The sequence below is a fragment of the Rhodococcus ruber NBRC 15591 genome (assembly GCF_001894945.1).
Classification (GTDB): Bacteria; Actinomycetota; Actinomycetes; order Mycobacteriales; family Mycobacteriaceae; genus Rhodococcus; species Rhodococcus ruber.
On sequence record NZ_BCXE01000043.1, the window covers coordinates 44722 to 69101 of the forward strand.

20 protein-coding genes and 2 pseudogenes are annotated in these 24380 nt (G+C 70.7%); 3 read left to right on the forward strand and 19 right to left on the reverse strand.

Annotated elements, in window-relative coordinates; genetic code table 11:
• Window positions 1–92 precede the first annotated feature (92 nt).
• Window positions 93–1523: pseudogene (locus RR3_RS23730) on the forward strand (DUF1254 domain-containing protein).
• Window positions 1524–1941: 418 nt separating this feature from the next.
• Here RR3_RS23730 and RR3_RS25295 read toward each other — a convergent pair.
• The 19 genes from RR3_RS25295 to RR3_RS23830 form a co-directional block, all read right to left on the reverse strand.
• On the reverse strand, window positions 1942–2502 hold the full coding sequence (locus tag RR3_RS25295; RefSeq protein WP_307718188.1) for an NAD(P)-binding protein: 561 nt from the start codon (window positions 2500–2502) through the stop codon (window positions 1942–1944).
• A 279-nt stretch (window positions 2503–2781) separates the two neighbouring features.
• Window positions 2782–4353: an NADH-quinone oxidoreductase subunit NuoN gene (gene nuoN, locus RR3_RS23745; RefSeq protein ID WP_230831670.1), complete on the reverse strand. Its 1572-nt coding sequence runs from the start codon at window positions 4351–4353 to the stop codon at window positions 2782–2784.
• Window positions 4354–4427: 74 nt separating this feature from the next.
• Window positions 4428–6059, reverse strand: a complete 1632-nt coding sequence (locus RR3_RS23750) for an NADH-quinone oxidoreductase subunit M (RefSeq protein ID WP_010595355.1) — start codon at window positions 6057–6059, stop codon at window positions 4428–4430.
• Entirely contained in the window at window positions 6059–8113 is a 2055-nt protein-coding gene (gene nuoL, locus RR3_RS23755) for an NADH-quinone oxidoreductase subunit L (RefSeq protein ID WP_064065835.1), read from the reverse strand. Before nuoL ends, RR3_RS23750 begins: the two co-directional genes overlap by 1 nt.
• A gap of 100 nt (window positions 8114–8213) precedes the next feature.
• The gene (nuoK, locus tag RR3_RS23760; RefSeq protein WP_003937937.1) at window positions 8214–8513 is read right to left on the reverse strand and encodes an NADH-quinone oxidoreductase subunit NuoK; all 300 of its coding nucleotides are present in this window, start codon (window positions 8511–8513) and stop codon (window positions 8214–8216) included.
• Complete coding sequence (locus RR3_RS23765) at window positions 8510–9313, reverse strand: NADH-quinone oxidoreductase subunit J (protein ID WP_040272775.1); 804 nt, start codon at window positions 9311–9313, stop codon at window positions 8510–8512. Before RR3_RS23765 ends, nuoK begins: the two co-directional genes overlap by 4 nt.
• Window positions 9314–9346: 33 nt before the next feature.
• On the reverse strand, window positions 9347–9952 hold the full coding sequence (gene nuoI / locus RR3_RS23770; protein WP_017681310.1) for an NADH-quinone oxidoreductase subunit NuoI: 606 nt from the start codon (window positions 9950–9952) through the stop codon (window positions 9347–9349).
• Window positions 9945–11297, reverse strand: coding sequence for an NADH-quinone oxidoreductase subunit NuoH (gene nuoH, locus RR3_RS23775; protein WP_051059603.1), 1353 nt, complete (start codon window positions 11295–11297; stop codon window positions 9945–9947). Before nuoH ends, nuoI begins: the two co-directional genes overlap by 8 nt.
• Window positions 11298–11340: 43 nt before the next feature.
• Window positions 11341–13812, reverse strand: a complete 2472-nt coding sequence (locus tag RR3_RS23780; RefSeq protein ID WP_064065834.1) for an NADH-quinone oxidoreductase subunit G — start codon at window positions 13810–13812, stop codon at window positions 11341–11343.
• A complete protein-coding gene (nuoF, locus tag RR3_RS23785) occupies window positions 13809–15134 on the reverse strand; it encodes an NADH-quinone oxidoreductase subunit NuoF (protein ID WP_010595348.1) in 1326 nt (441 codons plus the stop codon). The genes RR3_RS23780 and nuoF overlap by 4 nt, the downstream gene beginning before the upstream one ends.
• Before the next feature lies 1 nt (window position 15135).
• Complete coding sequence (gene nuoE / locus RR3_RS23790; protein ID WP_010595347.1) at window positions 15136–16008, reverse strand: NADH-quinone oxidoreductase subunit NuoE; 873 nt, start codon at window positions 16006–16008, stop codon at window positions 15136–15138.
• Entirely contained in the window at window positions 16005–17318 is a 1314-nt protein-coding gene (gene nuoD / locus RR3_RS23795; RefSeq protein WP_010595346.1) for an NADH dehydrogenase (quinone) subunit D, read from the reverse strand. Before nuoD ends, nuoE begins: the two co-directional genes overlap by 4 nt.
• Window positions 17315–18073, reverse strand: coding sequence for an NADH-quinone oxidoreductase subunit C (locus RR3_RS23800; protein ID WP_174557598.1), 759 nt, complete (start codon window positions 18071–18073; stop codon window positions 17315–17317). Before RR3_RS23800 ends, nuoD begins: the two co-directional genes overlap by 4 nt.
• Window positions 18070–18630: a NuoB/complex I 20 kDa subunit family protein gene (locus RR3_RS23805; RefSeq protein WP_010595344.1), complete on the reverse strand. Its 561-nt coding sequence runs from the start codon at window positions 18628–18630 to the stop codon at window positions 18070–18072. The genes RR3_RS23800 and RR3_RS23805 overlap by 4 nt, the downstream gene beginning before the upstream one ends.
• Before the next feature lie 83 nt (window positions 18631–18713).
• Window positions 18714–19073, reverse strand: a complete 360-nt coding sequence (locus RR3_RS23810) for an NADH-quinone oxidoreductase subunit A (RefSeq protein WP_010595343.1) — start codon at window positions 19071–19073, stop codon at window positions 18714–18716.
• 266 nt (window positions 19074–19339) lie between these two features.
• Complete coding sequence (locus tag RR3_RS23815; protein ID WP_010595342.1) at window positions 19340–19762, reverse strand: Rv3143 family two-component system response regulator; 423 nt, start codon at window positions 19760–19762, stop codon at window positions 19340–19342.
• Between the two features lie 177 nt (window positions 19763–19939).
• Window positions 19940–21742, reverse strand: a complete 1803-nt coding sequence (locus tag RR3_RS23820) for a SulP family inorganic anion transporter (RefSeq protein ID WP_017681314.1) — start codon at window positions 21740–21742, stop codon at window positions 19940–19942.
• An 83-nt stretch (window positions 21743–21825) separates the two neighbouring features.
• On the reverse strand, window positions 21826–22188 hold the full coding sequence (locus tag RR3_RS23825) for an ArsR/SmtB family transcription factor (protein WP_010595340.1): 363 nt from the start codon (window positions 22186–22188) through the stop codon (window positions 21826–21828).
• Window positions 22189–22335: 147 nt separating this feature from the next.
• A complete protein-coding gene (locus tag RR3_RS23830) occupies window positions 22336–22854 on the reverse strand; it encodes an SRPBCC family protein (RefSeq protein ID WP_017681315.1) in 519 nt (172 codons plus the stop codon).
• 129 nt (window positions 22855–22983) lie between these two features.
• On the opposite strand from RR3_RS23830, the gene RR3_RS23835 reads away from it, so the two are divergent.
• Window positions 22984–24030 carry a DoxX family protein gene (locus RR3_RS23835; protein ID WP_048771065.1) on the forward strand — a complete coding sequence of 349 codons (1047 nt, stop codon included), beginning with the start codon at window positions 22984–22986 and terminating at the stop codon, window positions 24028–24030.
• 115 nt (window positions 24031–24145) lie between these two features.
• Window positions 24146–24380 (forward strand): annotated as a pseudogene (locus RR3_RS23840) (helicase); the annotation flags it as partial.

Below are 24380 nucleotides of genomic sequence, written 5' to 3' on the forward strand. Positions count from 1 at the left end.
AAGGCTGAGACGGCGCATCCTGAGTAGGTGGCGCGAGCCGTCGGGTCGGCGGCGGAGAATCTCGGCAAGGGCTATCGACACAGGAGGACGCGATGACCTCACCTGCGAACAGCACCCCGATTCCGCCCGGCATCGAGATGCCGGACGAGGTCCGCACCCGGTTGGGCACGCTGCGGTTCTTCGACGGAGTCCCGGACGACGAGACGACCCGGACACTGTTCGACAACCTGGACTTCCAGCGGGCGGTGTAGGCGTACCTGCTGGCGCAGCATCCGGTGTCTTGGGCGGCGTGGCGCCGGGGGCTGCTGCGCTGGGGCCCGGCGAACACCACGGTGGCGCTCTGGGAGGACCTGTGCCACCCGTGCACCGTCGGACCGGCGATGCACACGACCGTTGTGTACTTCTACATGTGGATCGACCTCCACGACGGACCCGTCGTCCTGGACGCCCCGCCCGACGTGTACGGCCTGATCGACGACTCGTGGGGGCGCTGGGTCGTCGACATCGGCGCGACCGGACCCGACAAGGGCCAGGGTGGCAAGTACCTGTTCCTGCCGCCCGGGTACGATGGCGAGGTCCCGGACGGCTACTTCGTGGTGCGGTCCCGTAGCTACGGGATGGGCCTCGTCTCGCGCGGTTTCCGCGACGAGCATGGCGACCCGCATCCGGCCGCCGACATGATCAAGGCGAAGACCCGGGCTTACCCGCTGGCTCAGGCCGACGACCCGCCGCCGATGCGATTCGTGAACGTCTCCTTCGAGCCGTGGGTCACCATCCCGGCCGCCGACTACCAGTACTGGGAGCTGCTCAACGAGGTGGTGCAGTCCGAGCTGCCGGAGTCATCCGACCCGGTCACGCTGGGGATGTTCGCCGCCGTCGGCATCCAGCACGGCAAACCGTTCGACCCCGACGAGCGGGTGCGGGCAATCCTGACCGAGGCAGCCGCGGTCGGCGACGCGACCGCCCGCGCGCTCCTCTACCGGGTCCGCCAGCCCGAGGCACGCTACTACCCGGACGGCGCCTGGCGGGTCTTCCTCTTCGCCGGTTACCAGTTCCAGGACAATGGCGCCGCGATGCTCGACACCGCCGCCGCGCTCGGCTTCATAGGGAGCGGATCGAGTCCGGCGTACCTGACGGAGATGGTCGGCGCCGGATCGCAGTATGTCACGGCGTTCGTCGACGCCACCGACGCGCCCTTCGACGGCGGCAGGTCCTACCGGCTGCACGTCCCGCCGAACGTGCCGGTCAACACCTTCTGGTCGATCGTCGTCTACGACACCCAGACCCGGTCGATGCTGCAGACCGACCAGGAATGGCCCACCGTTGCCAGCGACCGCGACATGATCTCGAACGAGGACGGCTCAGTCGACGTCCACTTCGGTCCCGAACGGCCCGAGGGCAGCCGCAACTGGATCCAGACCCTGCCCGGCAAGAGCTGGTTCGCGATAGTCCGGCTCTACGGTCCGCTGGAACCGTGGTTCGACAAGACATGGAGACTGCCCGACATCGAACCGGTCGGGTAACACTACGGGGGAGAGCAGCTCGTCTCCGGCCGCGAAGAACCGGGATCCGCTACGTCTTTCACCGCCACTCCCTGGTGGACGCGGAGGGTTTCGAACTCCCGACTGGTGTCCTGAGTCGTTGATTGTTTCATTGATTCGGGTGCAGTAGCGGGCGAGGTTCGCGAGGATCTCGTCCGCGGTCTTGACCCACACGAAGAGCCTCGGCGCCGTCCGCGGCGAGCAGCGTGATGCCGGCCCCGACCGAGCCGGGCAGGGTGTCCTTGGCCAGCGAGGTGATCGACTCCCCCACGCTCGCGACTGTCTGCTGCGACCACACCAGCCCCGACCTCCCCGCATGGACTGCGGCCCAGGCGTCCGACTCAGGTTCCCGGGAAGCCGTCATCGCGTGCCTCCTTCGGGCCGTTCCCGCGGCCGCCGCTCACCTCGAACCTAATCCCTCCCGGCGAGTCGATGCAACGATCGCCCGGCTCGGCCCCGCCGGGGCCGGTTCCGGCGCCGACCCGCCCGCAGAACACTCCGGAAACGAGAATCCGGACGTCTGGTGCAGCGATCCTTCGATGGTGAGGGCCCCGTGCCGGTAGGTCGTGGCCGCCCCGCCGAAGTCGTCGTTGCGTTCGAGAACCAGGACCCGATGTCCTGCCCTGGCGTACAACGCTGCGGCCGTCAACCCGCCCAAACCCGATCCGATCGTGATCGCGTCGTATCCGTCGGTCATCGCGGTATCCCCCTCGCGTGCGGACCGGTTTGTCCGATCCCGGCACGGAACAGCCGTGATGGACTGCTGACAGTGCATTCGCGACCCGGTTCCAGGGAGCGACGCTCTAGACAACCATGTCAGGGCAAACAGCGACGGGACCGACTCCCGCACCGGGAGCCCGGGGTAACCGAAGCTACGACCCCGGCGCCGGCAACTGCCCGACATACACCGCGGGCGTGGCACCGGCTGGGGCGGTCTCACCGAGCACCCACCCGGCCACATCCCCTGCCCGGCCCCCGCGCGAAGACGGCCCCCACCCGAGTCGACCGCTCGCCGGGTGCCGGCACGGGGACAGGAGTGCACCCCTCCGGGGTCATCGCGACTCGCTCGGACCCGAGGTTGTGGAACGGAGTCCGCGTAGTTCGGTGCGCAGTTCGTCGGCGTGTTCGCGGGCAGCGTCGACTTGGGCGCGGGCGGCGGCGGTTTCGGCGCGGGCGGCCGCGTTCGTGTTCGGCGGCTGCGTCCTCGTCCGCCCGGATCCCCGCGCTCGTCACGGAACCGTCAACCGAGGAACACCGCGACCCGGTCCACCAGCTCGAGCAACGGCTGCGGGAAGACGCCGAGCGCCACGGTCACCACCGCCCCGGCGGCGATCGTGACGGTCGTCAGGGCGCTGGGCGCCACGACCGCGGGGGCGTCGCGGTCCGGTTCATCGAAGAACATCAGCACGATGACGCGCACGTAGAAGTACGCCGCGACGGCGCTGCTGACCACGCCGACGATCACGAGCGGAACGGCGCCGCCGCCCGCCGCCGCCCCGAAGACGGCGAACTTGCTGACGAACCCGCTGGTGAGCGGGATGCCGGCGAACGCGAGCAGGAACAGGGCGAACACCGCGCCGACGAGCGGCGAGCGCCGCCCGAGGCCCGCCCAGCGGGACAGGTGGGTCGCCTCCCCGAGGTCGTCGCGGACCAGGGTCACGACGGCGAACGCACCGAGAGTGCTGAAGCCGTACGCGAACAGGTAGAACATCGTCGACGCCAGCCCGGCCCGGTCGGCGGCGATCAGACCGGTGAGGATGAAACCGGCGTGGGCGACCGACGAGTAGGCCAGCATCCGTTTGACGTCGTTCTGCGTCACGGCCAGCACCGAGCCCGCCACCATCGTCAGGATCGCCACGCCCCACAGCAGGGGACGCCAGTCGTCTCGCAGTCCGGGCAGCGCCACGTAGAACACGCGTAGCATCGCGCCGAACGCCGCGATCTTGGTGGCCGCCGCCATGAAGGCGGTGATCGGCGTGGGGGCCCCCTGATAGACGTCGGGGACCCAGGAATGGAACGGCACCGCGCCGATCTTGAACAGCAGACCCACCGCGAGCATCGCCGCACCGATCACCACCAGCGCGTCGCCGTCCGCGCGGACGGCGACGGCGTCGGCGATACCTGCCAGGCGCACGGTGCCCGCGTAGCCGTACAGCAGCGCCACCCCGAACAGGAAGAAGGCCGAGGAGAAGGCGCCGAGCAGGAAGTACTTCAGGGCCGCTTCCTGGGAGAGCAGGCGCTGCCGACGGGCCAGGCCGCACAGCAGGTACAGCGGCAGCGACAGGACCTCGAGCGCGATGAACATGGTGAGCAGGTCGTTCGACGCCGGGAACAGCAGCATCCCCCCGACGGCGAACAGCACCAGCGGGAACACCTCGGTCTGGGACATCCCCTGCGCGGCGGCCTCGCGCTCGGCGACGCTGCCCGGCACCACGGACGCCTGCGGGGCGAACGCGTCGGCCCCGCCGCGCCCGGTCGCCACCGCCGCGCCCGGCCCCTCCGGCGTGGCACCGCGGGCATTCGGCTCGATGCCGCGTTCGGCGACGAGCAGCACTGCGAGGATCGAGACGAGCAGGATGGTGCCCTGCAGGAACAGGGTGGGTCCGTCGACCGCGACGGCGTCGACCGCGGCGCTGTACCCGGGTGCGGCGCCGGCGGCGAAGTCCAGGCCCGCGGCGAGGACGACGACGGCCACGAACGCGGCGCCGAGACCACCGAGCGCGAGCAGCAGGTGGCTCGCGTACCGGCCGCGGCGGGGAACGAACGCCTCGACGAGCACCGCGGCAACGGCCACCCCGAACACGATCAGCATGGGAGAGAGCGGGCCGTAGCGGAGGTCGGGAGCCGGAATCGCCTGAGCGAGAACGAGGGTTCCGTTCAAGGGAGTCACCTGTGCGTCCCTCCGTGGGTGTCGGTGCCGGTCCCGCCCGCGACGGGCTCGGGCGGGGCGGCGGGCTCCGGATCGGGCCGGTCGACGGTGACCAGGACCTGGTCGACCGCGGGGGTGATCACGTCGAGGGCCGGCTTGGGGTAGACGCCCAGGACGAGGAGCAACGCGATGAGCGGCACCACGACGGCGAGTTCGCGGGGCACCAGGTCGCGCACGTGCTCGTTGCCGCCGGTGACCGGTCCGGTCATCATGCGCTGGTAGAGCCACAACACGTAGATCGCCGACAGGACGAGCGCGAGCACCGCGACCACGGCGGCGACCTGGTAGCGCGGATAGGTGCCGACCAGCACCAGGAATTCGCTGACGAACGGTGCCAGGCCCGGCAGGGACAGGGTCGCCAGTCCCGCGACGAGGAACGTCCCGGCCAGGACGGGGGCGACCTTGCGGACGCCGCCGTACGCGGCGATCGCGCGGGATCCGCGCCGGGAGACGAGGAACCCGGCGATCAGGAACAGCGCGGCGGTGGAGATGCCGTGGTTGACCATGTACAGCGTCGAGCCGGCCTGGCCCTGGCTGGTCATCGCGAAGATGCCGAGGATGATGAACCCGAAGTGCGAGATCGAGGTGTAGGCGATCAGACGCATCACATCCGTCTGACCGATGGCGACCGCCGCGCCGTAGACGATGCCGATCACCGCGAGCGTGACGATCACGGGCGCGAAGTACACCGACGACTCGGGGAACAACTGCAGGCAGTAGCGCAGCATGCCGAACGTGCCGACCTTGTCGACCACGGCCATCATCAGCACCGCCCCGGCGGGGGTGGCCTGCACCGCGGCGCCGGGCAGCCAGGTGTGGAACGGCCACAGCGGCGCCTTCACGGCGAACGCGAACATGAAACCGAGGAACAGGGCGTGGAGCACCACGGTGTCGGCACCGAGACCGCCGTCGGTGACGGCGGCGACGATCTCCCGGAAGTCGAACGTGCCGGCGCCCTGCCGGGCGGTGACCACGTACAGCCCGATCACCGCCGCCAGCATGATCAGCCCACCGAACAGGTTGTAGAGCAGGAACTTCACCGCCGCGCGGGAGCGCCGGCCTCGATCTCCGAGCCGATCCCCGAAGCCCCCGATGAGGAAGTACATCGGGATGAGCATCGCCTCGAAGAAGATGTAGAACAGCAACACGTCGAGCGCGGTGAACGAGACCATCACCATCGCCTCGACCGAGAGCATCAGCGCCATGTACAGGTGTGTGGTTCGCCGCGGCGTGGAGGGGCGGGCGGTGCCGGTGGGCTCGGCCGGTGTCGTGTCGTTCCAACCGGCCAGCATCAGCAGCGGAAGCAGCACCGCGGTGAGCAGCACCAGCACGAGCGCGATGCCGTCCACGCCCAGCGTGTAGCGGGTGCCCAGGGCCGGGATCCACGGGTGCGATTCGACGAACTGGTACTGCTCGCCCGCCGGGTCGAATCCGATCGCCAGCACGCACGCCACCACGAGCACCACGGCCGCGACCGCCAGCGCGGCGCCCTTGGCGAGGCTCCGCATCCGGGCGGGAATCGCCAGGACGACGACGGCGCCGACGAGCGGCACCACCCACAGGGTCGTCAACCAGGGAAAGTTGCCCACTACAGCCTCCCCAGCATCATCGCCGCGACCACGACGGCCGCGCCTACCAACATGGACAAGCCGTAGGACCGCACGAACCCGGTCTGCAGGTGCCGCATCCGGGCGGAGAGGGCGCCGACCGTGGCGGAGATCCCGTCGACCGCCCCGTCGACGGCCTTGTCGTCGACGGTCACCAGGGTCGTGGTCAGGGACCGTCCGGGCCGCATGAACACCGCCTCGTTGACGGCGTCGCCGTAGAGATCCCTGCGGGCGGCGACGGTGAACGCCGACACGTCGGCGGGGGCGGCGTCGGGGATCTCGCGCCGGGCGTACTGCCGGTAGGCCACCGCGACACCGGCGAGCACGACGGCGAGGGTGAGGGCGGTGATCACCCACACCGGGAGCAGGTGTTCGATCTCCGTGGCCCCCACCACCGGTTCGAGCCAGTTCTGCAGCGCCCCGCCAAGAGTGAGGGCGGCACCGGCGCCGACCGAGCCGAGGGCGAGCAGGACCATGGGCGCCGTCATCACGGCGGGCGCCTCGTGGGGGTGGACGTCGGCGGCCCAGCGACGTCTGCCGAAGAAGGTCATCAACATCACCCGCGTCATGTAGAACGCGGTGAGGCCGGCCCCGAGCAGGGCTGCCGTGCCGAGGACGATCCCTTCCGCACCGCCGGCGCCGAACGCCACCTCGATGATCTTGTCCTTGGAGAAGAACCCGGCGAACGGCGGAATGCCGATGATCGCGAGGTAGCCGAGACCGAAGGTGACGAACGTGATCGGCATGACGGTGCGCAGGCCGCCGTAGTGCCGCATGTTCACCTCGTCGTTCATCCCGTGCATCACCGATCCGGCCCCGAGGAACAGGCCGGCCTTGAAGAAGCCGTGGGTGAGCAGGTGCATGATCGCGAAGGCATATCCGGCGGGACCGAGGCCCGCGGCGAGGACCATGTAGCCGATCTGGCTCATGGTCGAGGCGGCGAGTGCCTTCTTGATGTCGTCCTTGGCGCACCCGATGACAGCTCCGAACAGCAGGGTCACCGTGCCCACGATCACCACGGCGAGTTGCGCGGTGGGGGCGAGGTCGAAGAGCACGTCGGACCGGACGATGAGGTAGACGCCCGCGGTGACCATGGTGGCGGCGTGGATCAGTGCCGACACCGGTGTCGGGCCCTCCATCGCGTCACCGAGCCAGGACTGCAGGGGCACCTGGGCGGACTTGCCGCATGCGGCGAGCAGCAGCACGAGGCCGAGTGCGGTGAGCACGCCGTCGCTCGCTCCGTCGGCGCCGGCGAAGACGTCGTCGAACGTCACGGACCCGAACGTCGCGAACATGATCATCATGGCGACGGCCAGACCCATGTCGCCGACACGGTTGACGACGAACGCCTTCTTCGCGGCCGTCGCGGCGGACGGTTTGTACTGCCAGAACCCGATCAGCAGGTACGAGGCGAGACCGACGCCTTCCCAGCCCACGTACAGACCGAAGTAGTTGTCGGCGAGGACGAGCAGCAACATCGCCGCGAGGAAGAGGTTGAGGTAGGCGAAGAACAACCGGCGTCCGGGAGCGGAGCCTGCGGAGCGACCCGACGCCCCCGCAGCGAAGCCTGCGGAGCGACCCGACGCCCCCGCAGCGGAACCTGCGGAGCGACCCGACGCCCCCGCAGCGGAACCAGCGGAGCGACCCGACGCCCCCGCAGCGGAACCAGCGGAGCGACCGGAGGGGTCGGGGCCGTGCGCCATGTACCCGACGGAGTAGACGTGGATGAGCGAGCCGACGCCGGTGATCAGCAGCACGAAGCACATCGACAGCTGGTCGAGCTGGAGACCGAAGTCGATCTGCAGTCCCGCGACCGGCACCCACTCGAAAAGGTCCTGGTTCACGGCGCGGTCGGCGGTGTCGCGGCCGAGCATGTCGACGAAGAGGGCGATGCCGAGCGCGAACGAGGCCAGTGCCGTCGCGCAGCCGAGCAGGTGTCCCCACGTGTCGCTGCGCCGGCCGGTCAGCAGCAGTACGACCGCGCCGAACAGCGGCAGCGCGGGCAGCAGCCAGACCGTCGACGAGATCCCGTTCATGCCGGTCCACCCGTCGGGGCGCCGGTTGTCGTCTCGGGCACGGTCGTCTCGGGCACAGTCTCCTCCTCGTGCGTGGGCGGACGGGTGTCGTCCGGGGGCGTCAGTACTTCAGGAGGTTGGCGTCGTCGACGGAAACCGAACGGCGGGAACGGAAGATGGTCATGATGATCGCGAGGCCGACGACGACCTCGGCGGCGGCGACGACCATCGTGAAGAACGCGATGACCTGGCCGTCGAGATTGCCGTGCATACGCGCGAACGTGACGAACGCCAGGTTCGCGGCGTTGAGCATCAACTCGATGCACATGAACACGACGATCGCGTTGCGGCGCAGCAGGACGCCGGCCGCGCCGATGGTGAACAACAGGGCGGACAGGTACAGGTAGTTCTCGGGGTTCACCGCGATTCCTCCTCACCCGACGACCCGCCGCGCGGTGCGTCGCTCTCGCGCGGTCCGGCGTCGTCGACGGTCACGGCGCGCTGCCGGAGCACTTCGCTGACCGACAGGTCCGAGTACGACCCGTCGGGCAGCCGGGCCGGCACGTCGACGGCGTTGTGCCGGGCATAGACACCGGGACTCGGCAACGGGGTGGCGCGACCACCGGCGCGGAAGCGTTCCTGCGACAATTCCCGCTGGGTCTTGCGCAGCCCGAATCGTTCCCGGTGAGCGAGGACCATGGCGCCGATCGTGGCCGTGATCAGCAGGGCGCCGGTGAGTTCGAACGCCCAGACGTACCGCACGAAGATCAGCTCGGCCAGGCCGGTGATGTTGCCGGCGGCGTTCGCTGCGTCGAGGCCGGCGAACTCGGAGACGGCGGCGTTGCCGAGACCGCCGACGAGCAGCAGGCCGAATCCGAGGCCGGCCGCGATCGCGGCGACCCGCTGGCCGCGCAGCGTCTCGACGAGCGAGTCGGAGGAGTCGACGCCGACGAGCATGACCACGAACAGGAACAGCATCATCACCGCCCCCGTGTAGACCACGATCTGCACGACTCCGAGGAACAGCGCATCCTGGGCGATGTAGAACACCGCGAGGATGATCATGGTGACCGCGAGGAACATCGCCGAATAGACGGCCTTGGACGCGGCGACGACGCCGAGTGCGCCGAGCACCGCGAGCGTTCCGAGGATCCAGAACAGCACGGCCTCGCCGGTGGAGGTGCGGGTGACGGCTTCGGCCGTCAGCAGGGCCGGCGTCATCGGGTCCATCGAGACCACTCCCCTCTCCGCCGGTCACGCCACATCGCGACCGCCTCGCGGCTGCGTCGGTTCCCGGTCGGGTGCGACGGCGTCCTCCCCCTGCCCGGCAGCGGCCGTGGTGGTGCCGGGCGCGGCCTCGGTCACCGCGCCGAGGTAGTAGTCCTCGTCGGTCGTGCCCGGGTACATGTCGTGGGGTGGTGCCACCATGCCGGGCCCGAGCGGGGCGAGCAGCCTGGTCTTGTCGTAGATCAGGTCGGTCCGGTTGTCGTCGGCCATCTCGTACTCGTTGGTCATGGTCAACGCCCGCGTCGGGCAGGCCTCGATGCACAGACCGCATCCGATGCAGCGCAGGTAGTTGATCTGGTAGACGCGTCCGTAGCGCTCCCCCGGCGAGTATCGCCCGTCGTCGGTGTTGTCCGCGCCCTCGACGTAGATGGCGTCGGCGGGGCACGCCCAGGCACACAGCTCGCACCCGATGCACTTCTCGAGCCCGTCGGGGTGGCGGTTGAGCTGGTGGCGGCCGTGGTAGCGCGGTGCGGTCGGTTCCTTCTGCTCGGGGTATCGCTCGGTCTGGGCCTTGTCGAACATCGCCCGGAAGGTGACGCCGAATCCGGCGATGGGATCGAGGAAGTCAGGCATCGCGATTCTCCTCGGTGGTCGGATCGCCACGGCGCCCGCTCTCGGCGGCTGCGGTGACGGGGGTGCGCCGACGCCGCGGTGGCAGCGTCTGGCCGGGTAACGGCGGGACGGGGAAGCCGCCGGCCATCGGGTCGAACGGTTGCTCGGTTTCGGCAGTGACCGCCGGGCCGCCGGGGGTGCCGGTGGGCCGGACGCGACCGGAGCTCATGCGGTTCCACAGCAGCGACGGCACTGCCAGGGCGACGACCACGCCGGTCGCGGCGAGGACGATCTGCCACCGGTCCAGGCCCTCCGTGCGCAGGACGCGGATCACGGCGACGACCATGATCCAGCCGAGCGCCACCGGGATGAGCACCTTCCAGCCGAGATTCATGAACTGGTCGTAGCGCAGCCGCGGCAGCGTGCCGCGCAGCCATACGAACAGGAACAAAAATCCCCACACCTTGAGGACGAACCACAGCAGCGGCACCCAGCCGGAGTTCGCGCCCTCCCACATGTTCAGCGGCCACGGTGCGCGCCAGCCGCCGAGGAACAGGGTGGTGGCCAGCGCCGAGACCGTCACCATGTTGACGTACTCGGCGAGCATGAACATCGCGAACTTCAGCGACGAGTACTCCGTGTGGAAGCCGCCGACGAGTTCGCCCTCGGCCTCGGGCAGGTCGAACGGTGCCCGGTTCGTCTCGCCGACCATGGACGTGACGTAGATGAGGAACGAGGGCAGGAGCAGGAAGACGTACCAGGTGCCGTCCTGGGCGGCGACGATGCCGGAGGTGGACAGCGTGCCCGACAGCAGGAAGACGGCCGCGAACGAGAGCGCCATGGCGATCTCGTACGAGATCACCTGCGCCGTCGAGCGCAGACCGCCCAGCAGCGGATAGGTGGACCCGGATGCCCAGCCGGCGAGCACGATGCCGTAGACGCCGATGGACGTCGCAGCGAGGATGTACAGCACGGCCACCGGAAGGTCGGTCAGTTGCAGCGGGGTGCGCTGGCCGAAGACGGAGACCACCGGTCCGAGCGGGATGACGGCGAACGCCATGAACGCCGGCACCGTCGCGATGATCGGCGCGAGGACGTAGATGGGTTTGTCCACGCCCGCGGGAACGATGCCCTCCTTCAGGGCGAGTTTGACGCCGTCGGCGAGGCTCTGCAGCAACCCCCGCGGGCCCACCCGATTCGGTCCGACGCGCATCTGCATGCGCGCCAATATCTTTCGTTCCACGAGGATGGCGACGAGCACCGTCAACACCAGGAAGACGAAGACGGCCACCGCCTTGCCGACGACCAGCCACCACGGATCCTGACCGAACGCGGCCGGATCGGGGTACCCGGACTGCGCCGACAGGACCCCCGGCCCCGGTACCGTCGCAGCGCCGAACAGCGTGACGTCACTCATCGGCCACCCCCTGCGACGAGCGCTCCGCCCGGCCGATCCGGACGATGTCGCCCACGGACGCGGCCAGCTGCCGATGCACCGCGGACCCCGGCGAGTTGAGGGGCAGCCACACGACCCGGTCCGGCATGTCGGTGACCACCAGCGGCAGCGTGACCGAGCCGCGGTCCGTCGCGACGGTCACCGGGTCCCCGTCGTCCGCCGAGATCTCGGCGGCGGTGGCGACGGACAGGCGCGCGACCGGCCGCCGGGCGGTCCCGGCGAGATGCGGTTCACCGTCCTGCATCCGTCCGCGGTCGAGAAGCATCCGCCATCCGGCGAGCACCGCCTCACCGGTGCCGGGCGCCGGCGTGCCGCGCGGCGCGACGTCCGGTGACCCGGCGGCTTCGCCGTCCCAGGACCCCAGCGCGACGAGCTCGTCGACGGCGGCCGCGGCGTCGGCGAGCCCGAGGCGGACCCCCATCTCGTCGGCGATCGCGCCGAGCACCCGCTGATCGGGCAGGGCGCCGGTATTGCGCAGTGCGGCGGCGAAGGGGCGCTCCCGGCCCTCCCAATCGAGGAACGTTCCGGGTTTCTCCACGGCGGGGGCGACGGGGAAGACGACGTCGGCTCGGTCGGTGAGCGCGCTGCGCCGCAGTTCGAGGCTGACGACGAAGCCGGCGGCGTCGACCGCGGCGACGGCGGCGTGCGGATCCGGCAGATCGTCGACGTCGACCCCGCCGATCACCAGGGCCCCGAGGGTGCCGGTTGCAGCGCCGGCGAGGATCTGTCCGGTGTCCCGGCCGACGGAGGACGGCAGGTCCGGCACGCCCCATGCGGCGGCAACCTGGCGCCGGGCCTCGGCGTCGGTGACCGGGCGGGCACCGGGCAGAAGTCCCGGCAGGGCCCCGGCCTCGAGCGCACCGCGTTCCCCGGCCCGTCGCGGGATCCACGCGAGCCGCGCGCCGGTGTGGTCGGCGAGCCGGCCGGCGGCCGTCAAGGCGCCCGGGATTGCCGCCGTCCGCTCCCCCACCAGGACGACCGCCCCGGGTCGGGTCAGGAGTTCGGCCGTCTCGGTGACATCGCGGTCGCCGGGTCGGGCGCCGAGGCGGAGCGTGTCGAGCAGGTCCGGCTCGGTGCCGGGGACGGCCCGCAGGAGCCGTCCGCGCAGTTTCGTCAGGCCGCGGCTCGCGAACGGTGCGATCGCGGACACCGCCAGTCCTCCCTTGCGGACCGCTCTGCGCAGTCTCAGGAACACGATCGGCGACTCGTCTTCGGGTTCGAATCCGACGAGCAGGACGGCGGGGGCGTTGTCGAGGTCGTCGTACGTCACGGCTCCGGCGCCGGGCCAGCGCCCGGCGACGCGGGCGGCGAGGAACTGTGCCTCCTCCGCGGAATGCGGCCGCGACCGGAAATCGATGTCGTTGGTGTCGAGGCCGAGCCGGGCGAACTTGCTGTAGGCGTACGCGTCCTCGACGGTGACGCGGCCGCCGACGAGCACCCCGGTACGGCCGCGCGCGGCGGTCAGGCCACGGGCGGCGACGCGCAGGGCGTCACGCCACGAGGCGGGCGTGAGCGTGCCGTCGTCGCCCCGCACCAGCGGGGTGGTGAGACGGTCGGGCTGGGTGGCGTAGGTGAAGGCCCATCGGCCCTTGTCGCAGTTCCACTCCTCGTTGACCTGCGGGTCGTCGCCGGCCAGCCGGCGCAGCACCGTGCCGCGCCGGTGGTCGGTGCGTTGGGCGCAGCCGCTGGCGCAGTGTTCGCACACGCTCGGGCTCGACACGAGGTCGAAGGGCCGGGCGCGGAACCGGTAGGCCGCTCCGGTGAGTGCGCCGACCGGGCAGATCTGCACGGTGTTGCCGGAGAAGTACGAGTCGAACGGTTCCTTCTCGTAGATGCCGACCTGCTGCAGGGCACCCCGTTCCATCAGTTCGATGAAGGGGTCGCCGGCGATCTGCTGGGAGAACCGCGTGCACCGGGCGCAGAGTACGCATCGCTCGCGGTCCAGGAGGATCTGCGCGGAGAGCGAGATCGGTTTGGGGAACGTGCGTTTGGTCTCGGTGAACCGGGACTCGGCACGCCCGTTCGACATGGCCTGGTTCTGCAGGGGGCATTCGCCGCCCTTGTCGCAGACCGGGCAGTCCAGCGGATGGTTGATCAGCAGCAGCTCCATCACGCCCTTCTGCGCCTTGTCCGCCACCGGGGAGGTCAGCTGCGTGTGCACGACCATGCCGTCCGTTACCGGGGTCGTGCAGGAGGCGACGGGTTTGCGTTGGCCTTCCACGTCGACGAGGCACTGGCGGCAGGCACCGACGGGTTCGAGCAGCGGGTGGTCGCAGAAGCGGGGAATCTGGACGCCGAGCAGTTCCGCGGCGCGGATGACGAGGGTGCCTTTCGGGACGCCGATCTCGACGCCGTCGACGACGACGGTGACCAGGTCCGGTGCGGGCGGCAGGCCGGTGGTGTCGCGGTTGGTGTGGACGCTCATCGGGCACCTCCGTCGTGCGGTCGGTTCGCGCCGGCCCCGGCCATGACGGTGGACAGGTGCGGGTCGAACGGGCAGCCGCCCTGCTCGAAGTGCGCCAGGTACTCGTCGCGGAAGTACCGGATCGAGGAGGTGACGGGGCTGGTCGCCCCGTCGCCGAGTGCGCAGAACGACCTGCCGAGGATGTTGTCGGAGAGGTCGAGCAGGGTGTCCAGGTCCGTTGCGGTTCCGTCGCCGCGCTCGAGCCGTCGCAGGATCTGCACGAGCCAGTAGGTGCCTTCGCGGCAGGGGGTGCACTTGCCGCAGGACTCGTGCGCGTAGAACTCGCTCCAGCGCAGCACCGCGCGCACTACGCAGGTGGTGTCGTCGAAGATCTGCAGTGCCTTGGTGCCCAGCATGGATCCGGCGGCGGCGACACCCTCGTAGTCGAGGGGGACGTCGAGGTGCTCGTCGGTGAACAGCGGCGTCGACGAGCCGCCGGGGGTCCAGAACTTCAGCCGGTGCCCGGCCCGGACACCGCCCGCGTAGTCGAGCAGCTCCCGCAGGGTGATGCCCAGGGGCGCCTCGTACTGGCCGGGGGTCGCCACGTGACCGGACAGGGAGTAGAGCGTGAAGCCCGGGGACTTCTCGGTTCCCATGGAGCGGAACCATTCGATCCCGTGGTGCAGGATCGACGGCACGCTCGCGATCGACTCGACGTTGTTGACGACGGTCGGGCGTGCGTACAGCCCCGCGACGGCGGGGAACGGGGGTCGGAGGCGGGGTTGGCCGCGCCGGCCCTCGAGGGAGTCCAGGAGCGCGGTCTCCTCCCCGCAGATGTAGGCCCCGGCGCCGGCGTGGACGACGAGGTCGAGGTCGTAGCCGCTGCCGAGGATGTCGCGGCCGAGGAAGCCGGCGGCGTAGGCCTCGGCGACGGCGGCCTGCAGCCGGCGCAGCACCGGCACCACCTCGCCGCGGACGTAGACGAAGGCGTGCGCGGCGCGGATGGCGTATGCGGCGATGACCGCACCCTCCACGAGGGCGTGCGGGGTGGCCAGCAGCAGGGGCATGTCCTTGCAGGTGCCCGGTTCGGATTCGTCGGCGTTGACCACCAGGTAGTGGGGTTTGCCGTCGCCCTGGGGGATGAAACTCCACTTGACCCCGGTGGCGAACCCGGCGCCGCCGCGGCCGCGCAGCCCCGCCTCCTTGACGGTGCCGATCACCTCGTCGGGGTGCATGCGCAGCGCCGTGCGCAGGCCCTCGTAGCCGTCGTGGCGGAGGTAGGTGTCGAGGGTCCAGGATTCGGGTTCGTCCCAGTAGCGGCTCAGGACAGGGGTCAGCGTCACGTCAGCCTCCCTCGGATCGGGGACCGGCGGCCGGGTCCGGGCCGGAGGGGTGGTCCGGTTCCGGCGCCCGCATGCCCCGTTCCCGGGCGATGCGCAGACCGGCGAGCGATGCCGCTCCTGCGCTGCCGCCCGCCGCCACGGCGCCGGGCCGCTCGTCCGGAAACCCGGCGAGGATGCGGGCGGTCTGCCGGAAGGTGCACAGCGGCGCGCCCCGGGTGGGGGTGACGGGCCGGCCGGCGCGCAGGTCGTCGACGAGCGCACGCGCCGAGTCCGGGGTCTGGTGGTCGAAGAACTCCCAGTTGACCATCACGACGGGCGCGAAGTCGCAGGCCGCGTTGCACTCGAGGCGTTCGAGGGTGACGGAGCCGGCGCTCTCGCCGCGCGAGTCCGGCGTGGTGTCCGAGCCCGGGTCCGAGGCGGTGCCGGCCGCGGGACGCTGCCCGAGGTGGTGTTCCAGCGCTTCGAGGATCTCGTCGCCGCCCATGATCGCGCACAGGGTGTTGGTGCAGACACCGACGAGGTAGTCGCCGGTGGGTTCGCGCCGGTACATGGAGTAGAACGTGGCGACCGCCCCGACCTCGGCTCCGGTCAGTCCGAGCCGGCCGGCGCAGAACTCGACACCCGCGGGGGTGAGGTAGCCGTCCTCGGACTGCACCAGGTGCAGCAGCGGCAGCAGGGCCGAGCGCGGCTGGGGATAGCGACCGACGATCTCGTCGGCGTCGGCCTCGAGGCGGGCACGGACGTCCGGGGGGTAGTGTTCGCGGGCGCCGGGCCGCGCCAGCCGGGACGGTTCGTCGGGGCGGACGCCGAACGGGATGAGCACCGGCCCCGTGGCCGGGTCCGGGTCGATCGCTACTCGCGGTTGCTGCGTCACCGGTCCACTCCCCCCATCACGGGATCGATGCTGGCGACCGCGGCGATGACGTCGGCGACCATGCCGCCCTCGCACATCGCGGACACCGCTTGCAGGTTCGTGAAGGACGGATCCCGGAAGTGCACCCGGTAGGGCCGGGTGCCGCCGTCGCTGACCATGTGCACCCCCAGTTCCCCGCGGGGGGATTCGACGGCGGTGTACACCTGGCCGGGTGGGACGCGGAAGCCCTCGGTGACGAGCTTGAAATGGTGGATCAGGCCCTCCATCGAGTTGCCCATGATCTTGCGGATGTGCTCCGGGGAGTTGCCGAGACCGTCCGCGGCGAGCGACAGGTCGGCCGGCCACGCGATCTTCTTGTCCTCCACCATCACCGGACCGGGACGCAGCCGGTCGAGGCACTGTTCGACGATCTTGATCGACTCCTTCATCTCGTCGATCCGGATCAGGTAGCGGCCGTAGGCGTCGCAGCCGGTGTCGGTGCACACCTCGAACTCGTAGGTGTCGTAGCCGCAGTACGGTTGTGCCTTGCGCAGGTCGTGCGGCAGGCCGGTCGAGCGCAGCACGGGTCCGGTGATGCCGAGGGCCATGCACCCGGTCAGGTCGAGGTAGCCGATCCCCTGGGTGCGGGCCTTCCAGATGTGGTTCTCGTTGAGCAGGTTCTCCATGTCCCGCAGTCGCCGCGGCAGCAGCGCGAGCAGGTCGCGGATCTTCTCGACCGCGCCGTCCGGCAGGTCCTGCGCGAGTCCGCCGGGCCGGATGTAGGCGTGGTTCATGCGCAGACCGGTGATGGTCTCGAACACGTCGAGGATCAGTTCGCGCTCGCGGAAACCGAGGAACATGGCGGTCATCGCACCGAGTTCCATGCCGCCGGTGGCGAGGGCGACCAGGTGCGAGGAGATCCGGTTGAGTTCCATGAGCAGCACCCGCACGACGGTGGCTCGTTCGGGGATCGCCTCGGTGATGTCGAGCAGCTGCTCGACGCCGAGACAGTAGGCGGTCTCGTTGAAGAACGGGGACAGGTAGTCCATCCGGGTGACGAACGTGACGCCCTGGGTCCAGGTGCGGTATTCGAGGTTCTTCTCGATGCCGGTGTGCAGGTAGCCGATTCCGCAGCGCGCCTCGGTGACGGTCTCGCCTTCGATCTCGAGCACGAGCCGCAACACTCCGTGGGTCGACGGATGCTGCGGTCCCATGTTGACCACGATGCGTTCGTCGCCGCGGTCGGCGGCCGCGGCGCGGGCGGCCTCGACGATGCTGTCCCAGTCCTCGCCGACGACGGTGTGGACCGGTCCTTCGGTCAGGTCGGTCATGTGTACGCCCTCCGCTCGTCGGGCGGCGGGATCTCCGCTCCGTGGTACTCGACGGGGATGCCGCCGAGCGGATAGTCCTTGCGCTGAGGATGCCCCGACCAGTCGTCGGGCATCTCGATGCGGGTCAGCGACGGGTGCCCGTCGAACACGATCCCGAAGAAGTCGTAGGTCTCGCGCTCGTGCCAGTCGTTGGTCGGATACACCTCGTACAGCGACGGGATGTGGGGATCGGCATCCGGGGCCGACACCTCGAGCCGGATGCGGCGGTTGTGGGTGATCGACATCAGCGGGTACACGGCGTGCAGTTCGCGGCCGGTGTCCTGCGGGTAGTGCACCCCGTCGACGCCGAGGCACAGTTCGAAGCGCAGGTCCGGGTCGTCGCGCAGGCGCCGGGCCACCTCGGGGAGGTGCTCCCGCCGGACGTGGAAGGTCAGCTCACCGCGGTGGACGACGACCTTCTCGATCGCGTCCTCGAACGCCGTCCCCGATGCGGCGACGGCGTCGCGCAGGGCGTCGGCGACGTCGTCGAAGTAGCCGCCGTACGGGCGCGGGGTGCCGGCGGGCAGGGTCACCGGGCGTACGAGCCGCCCGTAGCCGGAGGTGTCACCGCTGCCGCGCACGCCGAACATGCCCTGACGGACGCCGATCACCTCGGCGTCACCGGCGGGCTGCGCCGGCAGCGTTCCCTCGGGTCCGGTGGTGGCGGCCCGGTCCACCGGCAGCGAGGACCGTTCGTCGTCCGAGGGAGGGGTCATCGGGCCGCCCCCCGGGGAGTGGGCAGCACGGGCCGGCCGGCAGCCAGGGCCGCCTCCTCGGCGGCCTGCACGGCCTTCTCCCGGTCCACGCCGAGCGGCATCTGCTGGATCTTCTCGTGCAGCATCAGGACGGCGTGCAGCAGCATCTCCGGTCGGGGCGGGCAGCCGGGGAGGTAGATGTCGACCGGGACGATGTGGTCGACGCCCTGCACGATGGCGTAGTTGTTGAACATGCCGCCCGAGGAGGCGCACACCCCCATGGCCAGCACCCATTTCGGTTCGACCATCTGGTCGTAGACCTGCCGCAGCACCGGGGCCATCTTCTGGCTGACCCGGCCGGCGACGATCATGAGGTCGGCTTGTCGCGGCGAGGCCCGGAACGCCTCCATTCCGAACCGTGCGATGTCGAACCGCGGCGACACGGTGGTCATCATCTCGATCGCGCAGCACGCGAGCCCGAAGGTCGCGGGCCACAGCGAACCCTTGCGTGCGAAACCGGCGAAGCTCTCCACCGTGCTCAGCAGAAAGCCGCTCGGCAACTTCTCCTCGAGACCCATGTCCGACTCTTATCACTTTCGGTCGGTGTTCGAATCCATTACGGCACAATCCCATTCCCTGTCGCACCCAATACCTGCCGCGGTCAGTCCCAGCCGAGACCACCCCGCCGCCACTCGTAGACGTAGGCCACTGCGACGTTGAACACGAACAGCGCCATCGCGGCCAGCCCGAAGACCCCCAGGGCGTCGAGGTGGACGGCCCACGGGTAGAGGAACACGATCTCGATGTCGAAGATGATGAACAGCATGGCCGTCAGGTAGTACTTCACCGGGAACCTGCCGCCGCCCGGCGGCTGCGGGGTCGGGTCGATCCCGCATTCGTAGGCTTCGAGCTTGGCCCGGTTGTAGCGGCTCGGGCCGATCACCGAGGACACGACGACGGAGAACACGGCGAACGCGACCGCGATCCCGCCGAGCACGAGGATGGGGATGTAGACGTTCACGGCGCCTGGCTCCTCTCCGTGCGAGCCGGCCACCCGCGCCGACTCCGTTGCCCTTGCCGACCTCTCGGCCGCTGGGGCCGAACGATCACGAGGCGGTGTCGGTGCCGTGGGTCACTTCAACCGCATCATTGTGATGTACGGCTCAGCCTACCGGCGGGGTGTCTCCCCGAGGCGGATACCACGCGGCGCGATTTCTCCGTTTCGCCCGACCGTTCGCGGACCGGCCCACTCGCGCGGCCCGCCGGGGCGGGCGTCCCGCGGCGCCGTCAGGTGGTGCTGCGGCCGCGCAGCAGCGCGACGACCGTCTCGGCGAGGCGGAACGGGTCGAGTGGCCGCGGCACCGCGGCCTCGGCCCGGGACCAGTCGGCGAGCCACGCGTCGTCCGGGCGGCCGGTCAGCACGACGACGGGCGGGCACTGTTCGAGTTCGTCCTTGAGCTGCTTGGCGATCCCCATCCCGCCGGCGGGGGCTGCCTCACCGTCCAGGATCGCGAGGTCGATACCGCCGGCGTCCATGCGCCGGATCACCATCGGCGCGGTCGCCACCTCGACGAAGTCGAGTTCGGGGAGCTCGGGATCGGGTCGCCGGCCCAGCGCGCGGGTGACCTGCTCGCGCGTGTCGGCGTCGTCGCTGTAGACGAGGACGCGCAGGGCGGCAGGGCGGCTGGCACTCGCGGTCGCGTCGGTCACGGGGGAAGATGCTACTGGCCGGAGCCGGTCGGTCCCGGGAGGCGAGCCGGGGCGCACCCGACCCGGGCCGGGCGTACGCCGGGCACCACCGTCGGCAGGCGACCGGTCCCCGCGCTCACCTGGTGTTACCGGGTGAGGAGAACCAGGTTGCGGCGAGGGCCGGTCACGAGGCCGATTCTACCCGCGCGGAGTGGCCTCGAACGGTCCCGGCCTCGGCCCTTCGGCACCGGCGACGGCCGGGGCGTACCGGTGTTCCGGCAGCACCAGCATGCGGGCGTACGCGATGGCCCGGGGTGTGGTCGCGAAGACGTGCCGCTCCTCGCTGTCCTTGGTGGTGAACACCCCCAGGGCGGACAACGGCCGCAGATGTTCGGGCCTGGCCCCGGAGATCAGCACCGTGATGTGCCGGTGCTCGAGCTTGGTGATGGCGTCCTTGAGGACGATCGCACCGGTGGCGTCGATGGCCGTCACGCGGGACATGCGCAGGATCACGACCTTGACGTCCGTGACATCGGCGAGCTCGAGCAGGAACCGGTGGGCCGCGGCGAAGAACAGGGCGCCGTCGATCCGGTACGCGACGATGTGCTCGCGCAGCAACTCGTGTTCCTCGTCGGCGTGATCCCCGTCCTCGTCGAGGGGAACCTGCTCGATCCGGGCGGACCTCGCGACCGCCCGCAGCGCGAGAACCGCAGCGAACCCGACACCGATCGCCACCGCCGTCACGAGGTCGAGGGCGACGGTGACCAGGAACGTCACCGTCATGACGATCGCATCCGCGCGGCTGGCCCGCGTGATCGCGACGATCGAGGCGGTTTCGACCATGCGCACGGTGGTGGCGAGCAGAACCCCGGCGAGGGCGGCGAGCGGGATCTGCGCGACGAGCGGCGAGGCGAGGTAGACGATGCCGGCGAGGATGACGGCGTGGGTGAGGGCGGACAGCCGGGACCGCGCCCCCGACCGGACGTTGACGGCCGTGCGTGCGATCGCGCCCGTGGCCGGAACGCCGCCGAACAGGGGGGCGGCGATGTTGGCCAGGCCCTGCCCGAACAGCTCTCGGTCCGGGTCGTGCCGGGTGCCGACGCTCATCGAATCCGCGGCGGTCGCGGACAGCAGGGATTCGAGGGCCGCGAGCGCGGCCACCGCGAGCGCCGGCGCGAGGAGCGACGTCAGCTCGCCGAGGTCGAGGAATCCGAGGCTGGGGGCACCGAAGCCGGACGGGATGGCCCCGATCCGCGTGACGTCCAGATGGAACAGCTGTGCGACGACGGTGGCCAGCACCACCGCGACGAGCGAGAACGGCAGCTTCGGCAGGTACCGGCCCCCGATCAGGATGGCCGTCGCGACGAGCACCGCCACGGCTGCGGGCAGGAGGGACGGCCGGTCGGCGAACTGTCGGACGGCGTCGAACGCGCTCTGCCACACCTTCTCCCCCTCGGCGTGGGCGATGCCGAGCGCGGCCGGGACCTGCTGCAGGGCGATGACGACGGCGATCCCGGCGGTGAAGCCCTCGATCACCGGGGCGGGCATGAAGCGCACCGCCCGGCCGATGCCGGCGAAGGCGAGAACCACGAGAACGACGCCGGCGACGAGTCCCACCGCGAGGACGCCGGAGGCGCCGTGCTCGTGGAAGATCGGCACCAGGACGACGGTCATCGCGCCGGTCGGGCCCGACACCTGGAAGCGGGAGCCGCCGAACACGGCGGCGACCGCACCCGCGACGACGGCGGTCGCGAGCCCCGCCGCGGCCCCCAGTCCGGAGCTGATGCCGAAGCCGAGCGCGAGGGGCAGGGCGACGAGGGCGACGACGAGCCCCGCGGTCAGATCGGCGCGGGGCGAACGCAGGGCCGGTTTCCACTCACCCCAGCGTGGCATCAGCGCGGCGACCGACCGTGCGGCGCGAGCCACGACGGGGCCGGCTCCCGTCGCCTCTTCTCCGGTGCGCCCGGTCTCCGCATCGTGCTGCTCCGTCGACATCGACATCGTGCCTCCACCACAAACAACAACTAAGAACTTAATAAAGTCTGCAATCAATGCGCGCGTGGCGCCCCGGGTGAGCGGCCGGCTCAGCCGCGGGCCCGGACCCCCGCCGGTTCGGCAACATCGTCCTCGAGCAGTTCTGCCTGTCCGGCGACCACACCGGTGAGGATGGCGCGGGCGACGCCCAGCAGTTCCGCGACCCGCGGCGACGTCAGGGCGTAGGTCACCGACAGCCCTTCCCGGCGCGCAGTGACCAGCCCCGCACGCCGGAGGATCGCCAGCTGCTGGGACAGGTTCGCGGGTTCGATCCCCACCTCGGGCAGCATCTCGGAGACCGCGTGGTCGCGCTCGCTGAGCAACTCGAGGACCCGGATGCGGGCCGGATGCCCGAGCGTCTTGAAGAAGTCCGCCTTCATCCGGTAGAGGGGCTGACGTGCCTGCGCGACCATCACCGTTCCCGTCGTCCGAGCCACCGCAAGACGAGCGGTGCGTGTACTTGCGCAGTTTAGCAATCAGCAATACCGGGGCGCGCGTGACATGCGACACGTCGGGGCACCGCCGCACCGGGGGCGCGAGCACCGGGCATGCGGAGCAGGTCAGGAACGCGCGGCGCGCTCGAGTCGGGCGAGGCTCGCGGACATCTGCTCGGCCGAGACCCGCGGGAGCCGCACCCGGCGCAGGTACGCGGTGTCGGTCACCGCGGACCAGTCGCAGGTCTGTCGCACGGCGGTCCCCCCGGCCGCCTCGGCGAAGGTCCATTCCCATCGGATGCCGAGCGGCGGGGTGTCCGGGTTGGCGGGCAGCCAGGCGAGCAACCTGCCGGGTTCGAACGCCACCACGTGATTGACCACCGGATACGCCGTGCCCCCGGGAAAGTGCACCTGCGCGACGAAGTGCTGCCCGACGGCGGTGATCCGGGGCTGCCCCGCGGGGACGATCAACGTCCCCGAACCATCGATCTCACTGTGCCGCAACGGATTCCGGATCACCTCGAACAGCGCCGCGACCGGAACCGGTAGCGTGGCCGCGACCCCGAGCGAGGTCGGGGTCCGCTTTACCCGCACCCCGGCCACACCGACGTCGCCGCTCCTCGTCTCCTCGCCCCCACCGTGCACACCGACATCGTGCCACCTGCGGCGCACACCCGAGCCGGCGGGCGTGATCCCGGCCGGACGCGCATATCCCGCCGGGCGGCGGGGTATGCGTGCGAAGGTGGAACCGCCACCGATCACGGGAGGAAGCACATGATTGTCCGCAGAATCGCCCGCCCCATGCTTGCGTCGGTCTTCGTCGCCGGAGGCATCGACGCGCTGAGAGACTCGTCCACCAAGGCGGCGGCCGCGCAGCCGGGACTCGACCGGGCGGTGGGCATGCTGCCCGACACGGTGACGGGGAAGCTCCCGGACACGGTGAGCGAGAAGATCACGAACGATCCCGAGACGCTCGTGCGGATCAACGCCGCCGTGCAGATCGGGGCGGGTGCGCTGCTCGCGGTGGGCAAGGCCCCGCGGCTGGCGGCGCTCGCACTGGCCACCACGCTCGTCCCGACGACGGTGGCGGGCCACGACTTCTGGAACGTCGAGGACGCGGAGGCCCGCGCCATCCAGCGCACCCAGTTCCTCAAGAACGTGAGCCTGCTCGGCGGACTGATCATCACCGCGGTGGACACCGAGGGCAAGCCGTCGCTGGGGTGGCGCGGACGGCGGGCCGCACGACGCGCCCAGGAGGCCGTCGCCGGCGTCCTGCCCCATCAGGACGACGCCGCGGGCGAGGCGGTGACCGAGAGCCTGCACAAGGTGGCCGAACGGGTGCGGACCCTGTCGGAGGAGGCCTCGGACAGGGCCGGCACCGCCCGCGAACGCGGAAGCCACCTGCTCGACGTCGCCCGCGAGCGCGGCCCGGAACTCGCCGAGGTGGCCCGCGAACGCGGCACGCACCTGCTCGACGTCGCCCGCGAGCGCGGCCCCGAACTCGCCGAGGTCGCCCGCGAACGCGGCACCGGCCTGCTCGACGTCGCCAAGGAACGCGGCCCCGAACTCGCCGAGGTCGCCCGCGAACGCGGCACCGGCCTGCTCGACGTCGCCAAGGAACGCGGCCCCGAACTCGCCGAGGTCGCCCGCGAACGCAGCGCGCTGCTGTGGGGCACGGCCCGTGAACGCGGCCCCGAGCTGGCCAAGGTCGCCCGGGAGCGGGCGCTGACGGCGGAGGAACGGTCCCTGCTGCGGGCCCAGCAGGCCCGGCACCGCGCCGAAGAGGCCCTCACCCGCGCCCGCCTGCAGCTGCAGCGCTGACCGCACGGTTCGGTCCCGCACCCGGTGATTCTGCGCGGGTGCGGGACCGGCACTAGACTTCTTGGGCACTTCGTCGCGGCGCACCCGTCGCCCCGTCCGACCCCGAGGAGACCCCTTGCCGGCCGATGGCCTGTCCCACCCCGACCATGAGCGTGAGCAGGTCTACCTGTCGATGCTGTACGGCCACCTCGACTCCATGCGGGCCTACGCGCAGACCCGCCTGAGCCGTGTCCTGCTCGACACCGGCGGCACCCCCCAGGCCCGCAGTGAGCGGGAGTCCTTCACGCAGCTGTACACCGAGGACATCGCGAAGTACGACGCGGCCGAGCACGGACTGTGCTTCGGCCGCC